This window comes from Streptomyces africanus (assembly GCF_030816955.1).
Taxonomy (GTDB): domain Bacteria; phylum Actinomycetota; class Actinomycetes; order Streptomycetales; family Streptomycetaceae; genus Streptomyces; species Streptomyces africanus.
On sequence record NZ_JAUSYP010000001.1, the window covers coordinates 6,722,792 to 6,738,568 of the forward strand.

12 protein-coding genes are annotated in these 15,777 nt (G+C 71.5%); 3 read left to right on the top strand and 9 right to left on the bottom strand.

Going from position 1 to position 15,777, the window contains the following annotated elements:
• Nucleotides 1-2: 2 nt before the first annotated feature.
• From QF034_RS31110 to QF034_RS31130, 5 genes are all read right to left on the bottom strand, one after another.
• Nucleotides 3-1,562, bottom strand: a complete 1,560-nt coding sequence (locus tag QF034_RS31110; protein ID WP_307178010.1) for a Wzz/FepE/Etk N-terminal domain-containing protein — start codon at nucleotides 1,560-1,562, stop codon at nucleotides 3-5.
• Nucleotides 1,559-2,959, bottom strand: a complete 1,401-nt coding sequence (locus QF034_RS31115; protein WP_307178011.1) for a Wzz/FepE/Etk N-terminal domain-containing protein — start codon at nucleotides 2,957-2,959, stop codon at nucleotides 1,559-1,561. Before QF034_RS31115 ends, QF034_RS31110 begins: the two co-directional genes overlap by 4 nt.
• Nucleotides 2,956-4,236 (bottom strand): glycosyltransferase family 4 protein, encoded by a 1,281-nt coding sequence (locus tag QF034_RS31120; protein ID WP_307178012.1) that lies wholly within the window; start codon nucleotides 4,234-4,236, stop codon nucleotides 2,956-2,958. Before QF034_RS31120 ends, QF034_RS31115 begins: the two co-directional genes overlap by 4 nt.
• A complete protein-coding gene (locus QF034_RS31125) occupies nucleotides 4,226-5,542 on the bottom strand; it encodes a nucleotide sugar dehydrogenase (RefSeq protein WP_307178013.1) in 1,317 nt (438 codons plus the stop codon). Before QF034_RS31125 ends, QF034_RS31120 begins: the two co-directional genes overlap by 11 nt.
• A 112-nt stretch (nucleotides 5,543-5,654) precedes the next feature.
• Nucleotides 5,655-7,133: a sugar transferase gene (locus tag QF034_RS31130; protein WP_307178014.1), complete on the bottom strand. Its 1,479-nt coding sequence runs from the start codon at nucleotides 7,131-7,133 to the stop codon at nucleotides 5,655-5,657.
• 747 nt (nucleotides 7,134-7,880) lie between these two features.
• On the opposite strand from QF034_RS31130, the gene QF034_RS31135 reads away from it, so the two are divergent.
• Entirely contained in the window at nucleotides 7,881-9,188 is a 1,308-nt protein-coding gene (locus QF034_RS31135; protein ID WP_307178015.1) for a phosphatase PAP2 family protein, read from the top strand.
• On the opposite strand, the gene QF034_RS31140 is transcribed toward QF034_RS31135, so the two are convergent.
• The 3 genes from QF034_RS31140 to QF034_RS31150 all read right to left on the bottom strand — a co-directional run bounded on the left by QF034_RS31140 (nucleotide 9,178) and on the right by QF034_RS31150 (nucleotide 11,963).
• Nucleotides 9,178-9,552, bottom strand: a complete 375-nt coding sequence (locus QF034_RS31140; RefSeq protein WP_307178016.1) for a hypothetical protein — start codon at nucleotides 9,550-9,552, stop codon at nucleotides 9,178-9,180. The two genes, QF034_RS31135 and QF034_RS31140, sit on opposite strands and share 11 nt — an antisense overlap.
• Nucleotides 9,549-11,261 carry an aa3-type cytochrome oxidase subunit I gene (gene ctaD / locus QF034_RS31145; protein ID WP_307178017.1) on the bottom strand — a complete coding sequence of 571 codons (1,713 nt, stop codon included), beginning with the start codon at nucleotides 11,259-11,261 and terminating at the stop codon, nucleotides 9,549-9,551. Before ctaD ends, QF034_RS31140 begins: the two co-directional genes overlap by 4 nt.
• A gap of 207 nt (nucleotides 11,262-11,468) precedes the next feature.
• Nucleotides 11,469-11,963, bottom strand: a complete 495-nt coding sequence (locus tag QF034_RS31150) for an NUDIX hydrolase (RefSeq protein WP_307178018.1) — start codon at nucleotides 11,961-11,963, stop codon at nucleotides 11,469-11,471.
• Nucleotides 11,964-12,101: 138 nt separating this feature from the next.
• Here QF034_RS31150 and QF034_RS31155 point away from each other — a divergent pair, with 138 nt between their 5' ends.
• Nucleotides 12,102-12,671: a GNAT family N-acetyltransferase gene (locus QF034_RS31155; RefSeq protein ID WP_307178019.1), complete on the top strand. Its 570-nt coding sequence runs from the start codon at nucleotides 12,102-12,104 to the stop codon at nucleotides 12,669-12,671.
• Between the two features lie 14 nt (nucleotides 12,672-12,685).
• On the opposite strand, the gene QF034_RS31160 is transcribed toward QF034_RS31155, so the two are convergent.
• Nucleotides 12,686-14,410 carry a hypothetical protein gene (locus tag QF034_RS31160; RefSeq protein WP_307178020.1) on the bottom strand — a complete coding sequence of 575 codons (1,725 nt, stop codon included), beginning with the start codon at nucleotides 14,408-14,410 and terminating at the stop codon, nucleotides 12,686-12,688.
• 271 nt (nucleotides 14,411-14,681) lie between these two features.
• Here QF034_RS31160 and QF034_RS31165 point away from each other — a divergent pair, with 271 nt between their 5' ends.
• Nucleotides 14,682-15,743: a peptidoglycan recognition protein family protein gene (locus QF034_RS31165; RefSeq protein ID WP_307178021.1), complete on the top strand. Its 1,062-nt coding sequence runs from the start codon at nucleotides 14,682-14,684 to the stop codon at nucleotides 15,741-15,743.
• Nucleotides 15,744-15,777 lie beyond the last annotated feature (34 nt).

Consider the following 15,777-nt stretch of genomic DNA (forward strand, 5'->3'; position numbering starts at 1 on the left):
TGCTACCGCGCCTCCTGGTTGCTGTCCGGGACCCGTGCCGCCCACATCGGCAGCCGCTCCGTCCGCCGCCGGCCCTCCCCCACTGCCTGAACGGCGTGGGAGGTACCCCCACCGTTCTGCCGGACCGGCCGCTCGCTGCGGCCCCGCAGCGCGGTGTGCGGCCCGTCCCACAGCGTGCCGTCGGTCCGGTCCCGCGGATCGGGGTCGATCAGCACCACACCGATCACCTCGATGCGCTGGTCCGCGAGCTGCCGCGCCACGGTGTGCAGCCATGCGGCGCTGCCGTGCCCGGCCCGCACGACGAGCACGGTCCGGGTGCCGAGGTACTGGAGGTCGGTCCACGCCGTGCCGGGCGCCACCGAGCCGACACCGAGCAGGCGCTCCTGGTCCGGCACGGCCTCGGCACGCTCGCCGCCGACCACGGCCGGGTCACCCGGCTTCGGGCGGCGGCCGGCGAGCTGCGGGCCGGGCAGGCCGTCGACGACGACCACCGGCCCCTGTGCCGTCAGCGCCCTGGCGAGGTCCACGGCGATCACGCTCGTGGTGCGCGCACAGCCCAGTTCCAGCAGCGACACCGGTTCCGCGGAGCGGCGCACGGCGCGGGCCAGGAAGGCGGTGAGCCGTTCGCGTGCCGCCCGGGTCCTCCGGCGCTGCCACAGCCTCGCCGGCCGGCGAGGCGCGCGGGGCAGCTCCGCGATGACCGAGGCACCCAGGTGCGCCGCGATGTCCCGGCGCAGCACGGGGCGGTCCGCCACCACCGAGCCGACCGCGGCCACCGCGAGCCCCAGGACGAGCCCGAGGACGAGCCCGATCGCGGCGTTGGTGGCAGCGGCCCTGGGCAGCGAGTGCCGCACCGCGCGCGGGGCGTCCACGATCTGGGTGCCGGCGACGAGCTGGGGCGTGCCGATGCGTGCCTCCTCGGCACGCTGGTCGAAGTCGGCGATCCGCGAGGTGAGTTCGGCCCGGCGGGCGAAGAGCGACTCCATGCTCGCCGACGCCTTCGGGCCGCTGTCCGGCGGTCCGTCCCCGATCGCCTTGTTGACGTCGGCGAGTTCCTTCCGCATGCGGTCGCGCTGGTCGAGAAGGGCCTTGGACTCGGCCTTCGCGGTCTCCCGCATCCGCCGCACGTGGTCCGCGACGAACGCGTCGGCCAGCGCCTTGGCCCGGGCCACCGCCTCCGCGTCGCTGTCACCCGTCACATCGATCTGCAGCAGGTTGTTGGACAGGCCGGTACCCCGGTAGTCCCGCATGAAGTCATCCGGGTTCTCGGGGGACTTGAGGGACTTCAGGGCCTCGCCGGCGATGCGCGTGGTCCGCAGCAGCTCCACGTCGGTGCGGATCAGCGTTCCGGTGTCGTTCGGCTGGTCCTCCTTGTGCGCGACCAGCACCTTGGCCACCGCGGTCGGCGGCGGCGGCAGCAGAACCGCCACCGCCACGCCGGCCAGCAGCCCCAGCAGCGCCAAGGAGCACCACAGGCGGCGGCGCCTGCGTACCGCCACCACCAGCGCCTGCAGATCCAGCAGCGGAGCGGAGGCCGACGGCTCCGGAGTCTCGCTCGTCATCGCACTGAGCCTCCCGTCGCGTGGCCGTGCACCGCGAACTCGGGAGCGGCCTCACGGGGAGGACGGCCGGCAGTCCGCGTCGGTCGGCCCCGGGTCGTGCCGGCGACGACGACGCCGACGACCTCGTGCCCCGCGTCCGCACACGCCTCGGCGATGCCGGCGAGTTCCCCCGCAGTCCAGCTGCCCGCGCTGAGCACCACCAGGGCACCGGACTCGGTGTCGCGGTCCGGCACCAGCGGCCCCGACACCGAAACCCCCACCACCCGCAGCACGGGATACCCCCGGCTCGAAGAGCCGGGCGAAGGATCGCTCCCGGCCTCGGCGACGAGCTGCCCGGCGGCCCGGCCGGCGACCTCGTCGCCGTCCGGGACGACCACCAGCAGCCGCCGGGAGGCCGGCAGCTCGTCCCGCAGGCGAGCGCACACCCGCCGGTAGCGGATCCGCCTGCCGGCCTCGCCGCCGGACGGCTGCGGCGGCGGTACGTCCCACGGGGTGTCGACGCCCAGCAGCCGGCGGATCCGGGCCCGCGGGCCACGGTCCTCCGGCCGGTGCGCGGGCCGTTCACCGGGCACGTCGACGGTACCCAGCAGTGCGGAGCCCAGCGCCGCGGCGATCTCCGGCGCGGTGCGCAGCCGTCGGCTCATGCGTGCGGCGGTGAGATGGCCGATGACCGCGAGCAGGAAGAACAGCAGCGCCCCGGCGACGATGAGCTGCATCCTCGTCGGCGCCGCCTCGCCGGTCGGCCGGGCCGCCGGCCCCATGACCACCATGCCGGCCTTACTGGTCGCCGGGTCGGCCTCGTCCAGCTTCTTCATGGCGTCGAGCAGCGCGGCACGCAGCTTCTCCAGCTCGGCGCGGCCCTGGACACTCTCCACGGTCCGCCCCGGATCGGCCGCCTCGGCCAGGTCGGTGATGCGGCGGTCGGTCTGCACCACCGTCTTGCGCAGTTCCTCGGGCGCGTCCGCCGCCCCGGCGTCGGGGTTGTCGCCCGCGAGTCGCGCGGCGAAGGTGACGAACTGCCCGGCCACCTGGTCGGAGAGCCGCTGCGCGCGCTCGGGGGTGTCGGCCGTACCCGAGATCTTGATGATGTTCCCGTCGGCGGCCTTGGCGCTCACCCGGTCCCGCAGCTCGCTGCCGCTGACCCTGGGCCGGCCGAGTGCGGCGGCCGCGCGGTCGAGCACCACCGAACTGGTGGCGATCTCCGCCTGGGTCAGCAGCTCGCGCTCCTCCCACTGGCCCGGGAGCAGTACCGACGCCGACGTCGTGTACCGCGGCGGAAACAGCACGGAGGCGCCGTACCCGACGAGCGCGCCCACCACGGCGAGGACGGCGAGAAGCCGTCGGCGCCGGCGGAGAATCCGCCCGATCGTGACCAGGCGTATCGTGTCATCGCTCAACGGCGCTGCCTCTTCCCTGTGCGGACCGGGGCGCCCGACGACACCGCGGTGCGGTCCCGGCAGGCAGCGGTGTAGGCGGCGAGCAGCGACGCCTGCGAGTTCCGCCAGGAGAGCGGCCCGCTGATCCGCTCCTGGCCGGTCTTGCCCATCCCGGCCCGCTTCTCCGGATCGTCCAGCAGCAGCGCGATGAGCCGGGCGAACTCCGCCTCGTCGCTCGCGGGCGCGTAGACGGCGGCGTCACCGGCGGAGACCCGCGCCTCCTTCAGGTCGAACGAGACGATCGGCCGGCCCATCGCCATGTACTCCAGGACCTTGTTCATGGTCGACACGTCGTTGAGCGGATTGCGCGGGTCGGGGGAGAGGCACACGTCCGCGGTGGACAGGTAGCGCACGAGGTCGGCGTCCGGTATGCGCCCGGTGAACTGCACCTGTTCGGACAGCCCCAGCCGCCGCGACAGCTCCACCATCGCGTCGAAGGCGTCACCGGAGCCGACGAACACCGCGTGCCAGTCGGTCCGCCCGAGCTCGTCGCGCAGCTTCGCGAGGGAGCGCAGGGCGTAGTCGACGCCGTCCTGCGGACCCATCACGCCGAGGTAGCACAGCAGATGGGGCTTGCCGCGCTTCAACTCCGGCTCGGGCGGCACCGGCTGGAACCGGTCGATCGCGGGCGCGCTGCGCACCACGAAGACGTCCTCCGGCCGCCGGCCGCCACGGCGTATCGCGACGTCCCGGTAGGACTCGTTCGTGGCGAGCACGACGTCCGCGGCCCGGTAGGTCCGCCGCTCCAGCGCGCACACGGCGCGGTAGAGCAGGTCCTCGCCGCGGTCGAACCGGGAGAGGTACAACTCGGGTACCAGGTCGTGCTGGTCGAAGACGAACCGCGCCCCGCGCCGCTTCAGCCACAGCGCCGGCAGGAACAGCAGGTCGGGCGGGTTGCAGGCGTGCACCACGTCGACCGGGCCGACCTTGCGCGCCAGCCGGGCCGTGTGCCACAACGCCGATCCGTACTCCCGCAGGTAGCCGGCCGGTCCTCCGGTGGCCGCGCGCAACGGGTAGCGGTGGATCCGCACCCCGTCGATCACCGCCTCCGGCTCCGTGTCGCGCTTGCTCCCCTGGGGACAGATGACGTGCACCGTCCAGCCCGCGTCGCGCAGCGTCGTGCACTCCTGCCACACCCGCCGGTCGAACGGCACCGACAGGTTCTCCACCAGGATCAGCGCGCGCCGGTCCGGCCGGCCGCCGCCGGCTGTGTCATCGAACGATCTGTCACCAAGCAAGGCCCACGTACCCCGGTTCGGTCCGGCGCGCATCGGCGTCGGGAAGGTGGACGAGGTCGACGAGCACCGGGCCCTCGCTGTGGGGCAGCGCCGCCAGCACGGCCGGGTCCCTGGTCCCGACGAGGCACACTTCGGCGTGTTCGAGCACCTCGTCGACGGACTGCGCGAGCAGTTGCGCGAGGTGCGGCAGCCGGTTCTCGATGTACTCGCGGTTCGCGCCGATCAGCCGGGAGAGGTTCACGTTGGCGTCGTAGATCCGCAGGTCGTACCCCTTGCCGAAGAGCCTCTCCGCCAGCTCGACGAGCGGGCTCTCGCGCAGGTCGTCGGTGCCGGGCTTGAAGGACAGCCCGAACATGCCTATTCGGCGCTTGCCGGTGCGCTCGACCAAGTCCACCGCGCGCTGCAGATGGTCCGAGTTGGAGGGCAGCACATGGGCGAGGATCGGCACAGAGACGTCGGCCCGCTGCGCCGCGTGGACCAGGCTGCGCAGGTCCTTCGGCAGGCAGGAGCCGCCGAAGGCGAAGCCCGGCCGCAGATAGGCGGGGCTGATGTTCAGCTTGCGGTCGGCCAGGAACACGTCCATCATCTGGTGCGAGTCCACTCCGAGCGCCTGGCACACCGCGCCCAGCTCGTTCGCGAAGCCGATCTTGAGGCCGTGGAACGCGTTGTCCGCGTACTTGATCGCCTCGGCCGTCGGGACCGGTACCCGGAACACCTCGCCGGGCAGGCCCTCGTACAGCGCCAGCACCGCATCGCCGCTGGCCGGATCGAGCTCGCCGATCACGGTCTTGGGCGGGTCGAAGAAGTCCCGCACGCTCGTGCCCTCGCGCAGGAACTCCGGATTGACCGCGACCCCGATGTCCACCCCGGCCGTGCCGCCGACGGACTTCTCCAGGATCGGTACCAGCAGGTTCAGGCACGTGCCGGGAAGCATGGTGCTGCGGAACACGACCGTGTGCCGCCCGCCCCGCTCGGCCAGCGCGGCGCCGATCTCCTCGGTGACCCGCTCCAAGTACGTCGTGCACAGGCTGCCGTTGGGCTCCGACGGCGTGCCCACGCAGACCAGCGACACCTCGCTGTCCATGATCGCCTCGCGGACGTCGCCGGTGGCGCGCAACGCTCCGCTGCGCACGACCTCGGCGATGACCTCGCCGATCCGCTCCTCGACCACCGGGGCCTTGCCGTCGTTGACCAGGTCGACTTTCACCTGGTTCACGTCCACCCCGACGACCTCGTGACCCATGCTGGCCAGGCACGCGGCCGACACACAGCCCACGTAGCCGAGCCCGAAAACGCTGACTCTCATGACCCGTCCCTCCCCCCAGGCAGACCCTTGTGGCCTGCGATCCCCCCGAGCAGGCCCTTCCGGCCTGCGGTCCGCGCGCCGCCGGGCCCGTTGAATTGCGGCCCCCGGCGCATCAGTAGGCGCCCTGACCGTGAAGCACCGCACGCAGCGTCTTCCACAAGATCACTGTGTCCAGGGCGAGCGACCAGTCCTCCACGTACCGCAGGTCCAGCCGCACCGCCTCCTCCCACGACAGGTCGCTGCGTCCGCTGATCTGCCACAGACCGGTGAGGCCGGGTTTGACCAGCAGCCGGCGCCGGATGTCCGGGTCGTACGCGGCGCACTCCTCCGGCAGCGGAGGCCGCGGGCCGACGAGCGACATCGATCCGGTGAGCACGTTGAAGAGCTGCGGGAGCTCGTCGAGCGAATAGCGGCGCAGTACCGCTCCCACCCGGGTCACCCGCGGGTCCCGGCGGAGCTTGAACAGCAGGCCGGCGCCCTCGTTGCGGCCGGCCAGCTCGGCACGTGCCCCGTGGGCCCCGGCGACCATGGTGCGGAACTTGAGAATGGTGAACTCGTCGCCGTGCTTGCCGACCCTGCGCTGGCGGTAGAACACCCCGCCCCGGCTGTCCACCGCCACGAGCAGCCCGACGAGCACCATCAGCGGCGCGAACAGCACCAGCAGAATCGTTGCGCCTACCCGGTCGACGACCCCTTTGACCACCCGGCGGCCCCCGGTGAAGGCCGGCATGCTGACCCGCAGCAGAGGTATCCCGAGCACCGCGTCGACGTGCAGCCGCGGGCCGGCCACCTCCATCAGCACGGGGGCCACGACCATTTCGGCGTCGCAGCCTTCGAGGTTCCAGGCCAGCCGTTGCAGCCGGTCCGGGGTCCAGTGCGGGTCCGGTGTGACCGCGACGACCCGGTAGCCGTCGCGGCGGACATGGCCGGCGACGTCCGCCAGCCGGCCGACGACCGGCACTCCGTCCAGGTGGTCACCGTCGAGCCCGAGACCGTCCGTCGTGCACACCGCGTCCACCCGCCAGCCCAGGTGCGGGAACTTGCGGGTCCGGGTGATCAGGTCGCGCACGGTGGCCGGGCTCCCGGCAGCGAGCACCGGTCTCAGGCACCGCCCCTCCTTGCGCTGCTTGTGCAGCGAGAGGCGCAGCAGATACCGCGCGGTCATGGTGACCAGCGCGATCGCGGGGATCGCGACGAAGATCCAGAGCTTGATGTTGCGCGAGGTGAGGGCGATCCCGCCGAGTGCCAGGACGACGGTCGCCGTGAACAGTGCGCGTCCGAGCCGGCGGAATTCCTCGGCGCCCTGGCCGAGCACGGCCGGAGCCCACGACCGGCTCACCGCGAGCGCCCCCAGCACCAGCAGCTCGGTGCCGAACGCGAGTATGCCCCACTTCTCATGCCAGTTGGCCGCGTCCCTGGCCCCGAAGAAGTTGCCGATCGCCGCCACCACGAAGGCGGTGGCCGCAGTGTCGCTGATGATCACGTTACGCCGGTATCGCTGCTCCCAGTCGATCGCCGGCTGGCTGATCGCCCCGTTCGCCAGATGCCCCCGCGCGGACGGAAAAGGGTCGACAAGTTCACCCTGCTGCACAGAACCCCCCCAAATCGCCGAGTAGTTCGACGTGTTCGCCCCACACTGGTTCTCGCCTCGGGAGGCCCCCGCCCCCCGCCCGCGCTGTTCCTCCCCGCGCGAGGCCCCCGCGCATGACATCCGACTGATTCAGCGCTACTTGAACAACCCGAACCTCGGGTGCTCCCCGCACCCGAAGCCCTCTCCCGGGCTCCAAGAATTGATCACCACCACGCCTGGCGGCGGGGGTGCGACTGCTGGCTCTCCGTGAGCCGGACCAATAGATCATTAGCGGTCGCCTGGTGCCTGAACCGCTGAAGCATGGTCAATCTAGACCATCGGGATCAGTATGTAGAGGGGATGTGTGCAATTTGTGCGCAAGCTTTGAGACTCGTTCCGCCGAGGCGGTCGGCCGTCATCGCCGCCCTCACGCTGCTGCCCCTGATCGCCCTCGCCGTCCTCGGCCCTTCCCGCGGGGGCCGGATCGTGGCCCGGAGCGGCGCCAGGTCGCCCTCGTCACCGACCGCTGACCAGGATCGCCGGCCCGGTCCACCGGTAGGCCGGCAGTAGCCTCATGCTCGCCTGTCTTCATGACGACCAGTCCGGGGCGCATTGCTCCGATAGCATGTTCGATCGGGTGACGATCCTCCTCATTCCCTCTCCTGACAACTAACAAATCGAATAAAACAATTGATATCTACAGCAACGCGGATTTTCTCGCGAATAAGACGCGGAATCACGTTCGCCGCACGGCCTCAACCCCGGACGATGCTGTGGGCCACAGCAGGTGTGGTGGCCCTCGGGTTTCTCATCGCGCTGGAAATCGCCGCGCGCCGCTACGGGCTGCCCGGGCCGATCACCACCCAGGTGCAGGAGGTGATCGTCGCCCCCAAGTCGGGCTTCCTGCTGTACGCCGGTATGGCGCTGACGATGGTGGTCCTCACCCGGCGGCAACGGTTCATCGCCGTCGGCGTCGCGCTCGGTATCGACGCCGTCCTCCTCGTGGTGCGATGGGCGGCCGGCGTCGATCTGATGGCGGGCCATCCCTTCGGCAACGGCGCGTTGTGGGTGATCCTGGGCTGCGCGGTCATCGCGGTGACACGCCGCACCGGCCCGGAACGGGTCCTGCTGCTGAAGGGCGTCGGGCTGGGCCTGCTGCTGGTGGCCGGCCGCAAGACCGGTGACACCTGGCTGCTCATCACCTCGAAGACCCGCCCGATGGTGCTCGACCCGTACCTGGCCACCGCCGACCACGCGCTGGGCAACCCGTCGTGGCTCATCGGCCGGATCGTCACGGCCACCGGCCCGGTCGGTGCTCGCGCCCTCGACTTCGTCTACGCCCAACTGGCGGTGGCCGCGGTCGTCATCGCGCTCTACCAGCTGCGCAACGTGGCGGCCGAGCGCCGCTTCCCGCGCCATCATCTGGTGCGCACGTTCCTGGTCATCGGCCTCCTCGGGCCGGGCATCTACATGATCTTCCCGGTCGTCGGCCCGGTCTTCGCCTACGGCCCGGGCGCCTACGGCACCGGCGGCGTGCACTGGGCGGTGGCCAACCTGTGGCCGGACCTGCCACCGCCGATCGGCGCCGCCCCGCACGAGATGCCGTTCGACGAGATCACCCCCCGCAACTGCATGCCCAGCCTGCACACGGCGTGGGCCACCGCGATTTTCATCCATTCCCGCAGGGGTCCACGCGTGCTGCGCTACGCGGGCACGTTCTGGCTGATCGCCACGCTCACCGCGACGCTCGGATTCGGCTACCACTACGGCGTGGATCTCGTGGCCGGCGTGGTGTTCACCCTCACGATCGAGGCGGCCCTGCGCTCACTCGAACGCGGCTGGGGCCGGTCTGGAATTCAACTGGTCGCTTATGGAGTGGCCGTCTTCGCGGCCCTGTTGCTGTCCTATCGCTATCTGCCGATGGAGATGGCCGAGCGTCCGTGGCTGTTCGGCCCGCTGCTCATTCTGGCGATGGTCTCGGTGATCTACGGCTACGTACGGATAACCGGCCAGTGGGAGACGAAGGCCGTTCCGGCGCGGCAGCCGGCACCGGAACACCAACTGGTCAGCGGCTGAACAGGACCGCCAGGGCGCTCACAGTGCCCGCGCAGGCGAGGAGGGCGCAGGCGCACGCGGCGTGGCGGCGGAGCAGAGCGTGCCGGAGGGCGGCGTAGCGGCTCTCGTACTCCTGCCGCAGCTCCTCGGCCCGCCGGACCGTGCCGCGCAGCAGCTGACGGGTGACGTCGAGGCGCCGGCGGACGTAGTAGCCGGTGAGTTCCTCGGCCTGGGTGATGGTCAGCCACGGCATCCGTGCGCAGAGCTCTTCCGCCTCGCGCCGTGCCTGGTCGCGATGGACGTGCGCGAGGAGATAGCCCTCGGCCTCGGCGGCCAGCGCGTGCCGCGGGTCGTCGTACGGCGCCTCGTGACCGCCGCGTCTCACGGCCGCTCGCCCTTGTGCCCCTCGGCCTCGACGACATCGCGTCGGCCGGTGTTCTCCGCCTGGTCCAGCTGGGCCACGTCGGGATGGTGCAGGTCGAAGGCGGGGGATTCGGAGCGGATGCGCGGCAGGGTGACGAAGTTGTGCCGCGGGGGCGGGCACGAGGTCGCCCACTCCAGGGAACGCCCGTAGCCCCAGGGGTCGTTGACCTCGACCCGCTTGCCCTGCTGGGAGGTCTTCCACACGTTGTACAGGAACGGCAGCGTGGACAGGCCCAGCAGGAACGCGCCGATCGACGAGACGGTGTTCAGCCAGGTGAAGCCGTCCGCGGCCAGGTAGTCGGCGTACCGGCGGGGCATGCCCTCGGCGCCCAGCCAGTGCTGCACCAGGAACGTGGTGTGGAAGCCGGTGAACAGCGTCCAGAAGTGGACCTTCTCGATGCGGTTGTCCAGCATCGTGCCGGTCATCTTCGGCCACCAGAAGCTGAAGCCGCCGAACATCGCGAACACGATCGTGCCGAAGAGCACGTAGTGGAAGTGCGCGACCACGAAGTAGGAGTCGGTCACGTGCCAGTCCAGGGGCGGCGAGCCGAGGATGACCCCGGTCAGACCGCCGAAGAGGAACGTGACCAGGAAGCCGGCCGCCCACAGCATCGGCGCCTCGAAGGACAGCGAGCCCTTCCACATGGTGCCGATCCAGTTGAAGAACTTCACTCCCGTCGGCACGGCGATCAGATACGTCATGAAGGAGAAGAACGGCAGCAGCACCGCGCCGGTGGCGAACATATGGTGCGCCCACACCGTCACGGACAGCCCGGCGATGGCGATCGTGGCACCGATCAGCCCCGTGTAACCGAAGATCGGCTTACGGGCGAAGACGGGGATGATCTCGCTGATCACGCCGAAGAACGGCAGGGCCAGGATGTACACCTCGGGATGGCCGAAGAACCAGAACAGATGCTGCCAGAGGATCGCGCCGCCGTTCTCCGCGTTGAACACCTGCGCCCCGAACTGGCGGTCGGCCTCCAGCACCAGCAGCGCGGCGGCCAGCACCGGGAACGCCATCAGCACCAGCACCGAGGTGAGCAGCACGTTCCAGGTGAAGATCGGCATGCGGAACATGGTCATGCCGGGGGCGCGCATGCAGATGATCGTGGTGATGAAGTTGACGGCGCCGAGGATGGTGCCGAACCCGGACAGGGCCAGACCCATGAGCCACAGGTCCCCGCCGACCTGGGGAGTGCGCTCCCCGCCGCTGAGCGGGGTGTAGGCGGTCCAGCCGAAGTCCGCGGCGCCCTGCGGGGTGAGCAGACTGCCGAGCACGATCAGCCCGCCGAAGAGGAACAGCCAGTACGAGAACATGTTCAGCCGCGGGAAGGCCACGTCCGGGGAGCCGATCTGCAACGGCATCACCGCGTTGGCGAACCCGGCGAACGTCGGCGTCGCGAACAGCAGCAGCATGATCGTGCCGTGCAAGGTGAACGCCTGGTTGTACTGCTCGTGGGACAGCAACTGGATCCCCGGCCGGGCGAGCTCGGCCCGGATGGCCATCGCCAGCGCCCCGGCGACGAGGAAGAAGACGAACGACGTGATCAGGTACAGGTGCCCGATCTTCTTGTGGTCCGTCGTCGTCATCCAGGAGACGATCACCTGGCCCCGGCTGCGGCGCTCCGCCGCCGGTACCGGAGCGACCGGTTCGGTGTGTGTCGCCATGAGCTCCTCGATCGCAGTGCGGGTTCGACCCGGCGGAAACTAGTCCCGCTGGCGAGGAAGAACCGTCTGACGTGGGGGTTCACTGGGCCGAACGGCCCAGCGATCCATGCGAACGAGTGGTGCCGCGCTGATGCCGGGACGGCGTGCCGCCGTCTGGCCCCACGCCCGGCTCGGCACCTGTGTTCTTGGGCCCGGGCGCGAGAAGCGTTACAGGGGGAGGCGGGGCCCGTGTGCGAGCCGGGCGAGGCAGGCGTCCAGGGCGTGCACGCGCCCCGGCAGGACCTCGTGCAGGTCCCACCAGCGGATGGCCTCGATCTCCTCGTTCGGCTGGAATGCCGCGACCTCGGCGCAGCGCCCGGAGAACAGCGCGCCGTATTCGACACGCTGGTCCGGCACAAGCGTGAAGCGCGGGTATCCGACGAACCGGAGCGGCCCCAGGGGCGTCTGCCCCGATTCCTCCAGCAGTTCACGCACGGCCCCCTGGCGCGGAGACTCACCCGGCTCGATCAGCCCGCCGGGCAGCTCCCAGCCCTGCCGGAACCGGTCGAACACCATCAGGACGCGATCGCCGCACCAGAGGGCCACCAGGGCGAGCGGCAGGGGCGCGTCACCGGGCGGTCGGTCCTCCGCCCGGCGGATGAAAGCGGTCAGTGCGTTGCCGCGGTGATCGACGGCGAGCGGTCGGACGGTGGCATCAGACATCTCCGCATGATGCCCGGCTCCCGTTGGCCGCGCTTCCCGACGCGGGGACGGTCAAAGGGAGCTGTACGGCTTCACGGCCGACCGGCCCGCGTGGCCGGAACGGCCGTTGTGCCGAATCGGCCCACGTACTCTCATCCGATGGACGGGATCATCACGCGGTTGACCGCCGCGGCCACGGCGTCGGCCCCTGCTCTCCTCCTGCGTCCCTGGAGGCCGGCCTACGCCGCGGACCTCGTCGGCCTTCACCGGGACGAGGCCATGCGTCGCTGGGTGAGTGCGGGCGTGCACGACCGTGCCAGTGCGGCACGGTGGATCGAGGATCAGCAACGCGGCCGGGAAGCAGGGCACCGTTTCGCGTTCGCCATATCGGAGGTCCAGGCGGACGCCGACGAAGGCGAGTTGGTGGGGCACGCGGTTCTCAAGAACGTCACGCCCGGCGCCTCGTCGGCAGAGGTCGGCTACTGGACCGCGGCGCACGCTCGCGGCCGGGGCGTGGCTCCCCGGGCCGTGGAGGCGCTGACGGACTGGGCCTTCACCGCCTTCGCCGACCACGGTCTGACCCGTCTGGAGCTCCTGCACCAGGTGGACAACACGGCTTCGTGCCGCGTCGCGCGGAAGTGCGGTTATGAACTGTCCTCGCTCGTGGCCGCGGCGCCACCGGCGTTCCCCCTGGAAGCGCACCTGCACGCCCGGGTCCGTAACCTCTGAGCACGCCCCGGGCGTCACGCGCTGTCCAGGTCGGCGGCCAGTTCCTCGTGCCAGTGGACGGAGACCCGTTGGTCGAGGATCGTCGCGGCGGCGGCCGGGAGGGGGAGTCGGAGGAACTCGCGCAGTGCGTGGGCCGCCGTGGCGCGTGCGTCCCACGCGGTGAGGTCCTTGTGGGACACGGGAGCGGTGTCGTCGTCCTGGAGCAGCTGCCGGGCCGCATGGGCCTCCGCGGCCAGGGTGCGCATGCGCGCGTCCAGGGGACCGTCCCGGTCGCAGGCGACGGGCAGGCCGCGGTGGATTCGGTCGAGGGCCTCGGCCACCTCCGGGTACGTGTCGAGATGTGTCTCCGATGACAGGCGCGACAGTTGGGCCGCGATGGCGGCGCGCAGGCGCCGCGGGGGTGTGCGCTCCACGAGGCCGGCCAGATCCAAGTGCCGTACCTGGGAAGGGAATCCGCAGTCCTCGGCCGGGAGGTCGTCCAGGAGGGGCAGCAGCAGGGCACTGGTCAGCTCCGCCGGGCCCTCCTCGTCCGGGTCGTAGGCGATGCCGAAGTCCTGTCGCAGTACGGCCAGGAAGCGGGTGTACGCGGCGGTCGAGCCGGGCCAGAGGTCCACTCCGAGGCGCCGCGCGTCCGGTCCGCCGGCCCTGTTGCCCTCGCGCGGCGACATGACGCGCCGGACGTCCTCCTGAGGACACGGCACGCCGTCCTCGGCGAAGGTGAGCACGACCTCCGGGCCGTGCCGGGTCAGCACCGCCACGCGCGTGCCGGCGGACAGGGCGCGCAGCACCTCCGGCCGGGCGAACTGCGCGGCGCCGCCCTCCAGCGTGGCGTACCCCCAGCCGCCGGCGTCGCCCGCCCGGGCCAGGGGCCGGTGCGCGGCCCACGCGGACTTCGCCGCCCGCTGGGCCTGCGGGCGGTCGCGCGGCCGTACGGTGGCGGGGATCGCGCCCAGCCGGCGCAGCATCTCGGCCGGCGTCAGGCCGGCGGCGAACGCGACGTCCGGCTGGTCCGGCAGCGGGGCGGGGCGCGGCCGGTAGGTGCGGACGAAGAAGAGCCGCTGCGTCCCTTCCTGCCGGGGCGGCGGCGGGGGACTCCCGGCGACGTCCGGGAAGACCGGGCGTCGGAGGGCCGGAGGGTCCGACTCCGGCTCGGCGAGCGCGGCGGCCCACGCCAGCGCGGAGACCGCCTCGGCGGGCACGGTCCGCTCCTCCTCCCACCCCAGCTTTCCGGCCACGGCCACGGGGACGCGGTCGAGGAACGTGCGACCGCCCTCCAGGGCGTCCGCGAGGTCGGCCAGAAGATGACGCAGTGACGGCCAGTGCGCGAAGGAGGGCATGTCCTCGTCGAAACGGCGGCCCACCTGTCCGTAGGGGGGCCCGGGGCGGCAGGCGAGGAACAGGCCGTCCGAGGCCCGCCGGCCGATGCCCAGGGTGAGGGGCAGCCCGGCCTCCTCCACCCCGAGGCTCCGCAGGAAGGTCGTGTTCCGCACGATGTCCGCGACACCGCACAACGGGCCGTAGAACGACAACTGAACTGTGCCGTCGTCGGGTTCCGCCCCGTCGTGGCACCGCAGCGAGGCCACCAGATCCGGGTGGAACGATACGCCGAGCGTGCGCTGCGCGTCCTCGATCCCGGTCTGCGCCGCGGGTGGACGCAGCATGGCGTGGGAGAGGGGAGCGTGCCGGGCCAGCCAGGCGTCGACGCGGGCCCAGGACTCCTCGACGGCGGGGATGCTCATGGCAGCGGACCCTACGCCGGGCCACTGACAGCGCCCCCGCTCTTCCTGCTGGGGCAGCGTCGTAATCCCGCCGAATTTGTGTGCGTGGGTACGGCGAGGTGAGCGATGAGGCAAGCGGCGGAAGAATGATGGGGGAGGGCCTGGCGGGGTCCCGGGGCAGGTTCGGACGGAAACGAGCCGCCGGACCCGCTCCGCAACCGCGACCACTGTCTTCGGACCGGCACGAGTGTCTTCGGACCGGCACGAGCGCGCCGAAACGGAGGACCGACTCATGGCCACACCGCTCACCGCCGCCCGGCTCGTCGCCGCGCTGAAGGCCGAGGGCTGCGCCGTTCACGAGGTCGGCGGATGGCGCACCAACAACCGCAACCACAAGGGCCCGTGGGGCCCCGTGCACGGTGTGATGATCCATCACACCGTCACCGGACCCGGCACGGACGTCGTCGACCTGATCTACCACGGCCACAGCGCCCTGCCCGGTCCGCTCGCCACCGGATGCATCACCAAGGACGGCGTCGTCCACCTGACCGGCAACGGCCGGGCCAACCACGCCGGCGGCGGCGACGGTGACGTGCTGAACGCCGTCATCGGCGAGTCGTACGGCACGTACCCGCCCGCGACGCACGAGCACGACGGCTCGGCCGGCGCGGTCGACGGCAACGCGCGCTTCTACGGCTGGGAATGCGAGAACAAGGGCGACGGCAAGGACCCGTGGCCGAGTGTCCAGTACAAAGCCATCGTCAAGGCCACCGCCGCGATCTGCCGCGCGCACGGCTGGGGCCCCAAGAGCGCGATCGGTCACCTGGAGTGGAGCGACTGGAAGGTCGACCCGCGCGGATTCGACATGGCCGACTTCCGCCGTGACGTCGCCGACGCCCTGGCCCACCCGGCGGGCCTGTGGGAAGGAGAGGACCCCATGCCCCAGTACGTCAACCTCGGTGTCCCCGGGGGTTATCGGCTCGCGCCCGGTGCCTGGGACTCGGTCGAGTTCACCACGGAGTGGGCCGACGAGACCGGCGACCACGCCAGTGGCGGGAGCGTCTTCGCCCGTGGCCCGGCCCGTTTCAGCGGGAGCGTCAGCCTGCACATCGACGGGCTGCCGGCGGGCGCGGTCGTCCAGGCGCGCATGTCGGAGTACGAGGGCGACCGGCACCGCGTCGACCACCCGATCCACGAGATCGTCGGGACCGGCGGCGGCACGTTCGCGGTCGTGCCCCTGACGAAGCGGCTCCCGTCCGGCCGGAGCATGCGGGTACGGCTGCTGAACCAGGCCGCGGCCCCGGTCACCGTCGCGAGCGCGGTGCTGACCGTGCTGGTGTGGAAGGAGACCTAGGGGGACGAGGGGGCTCGGACAGCCCCCTGGCCCA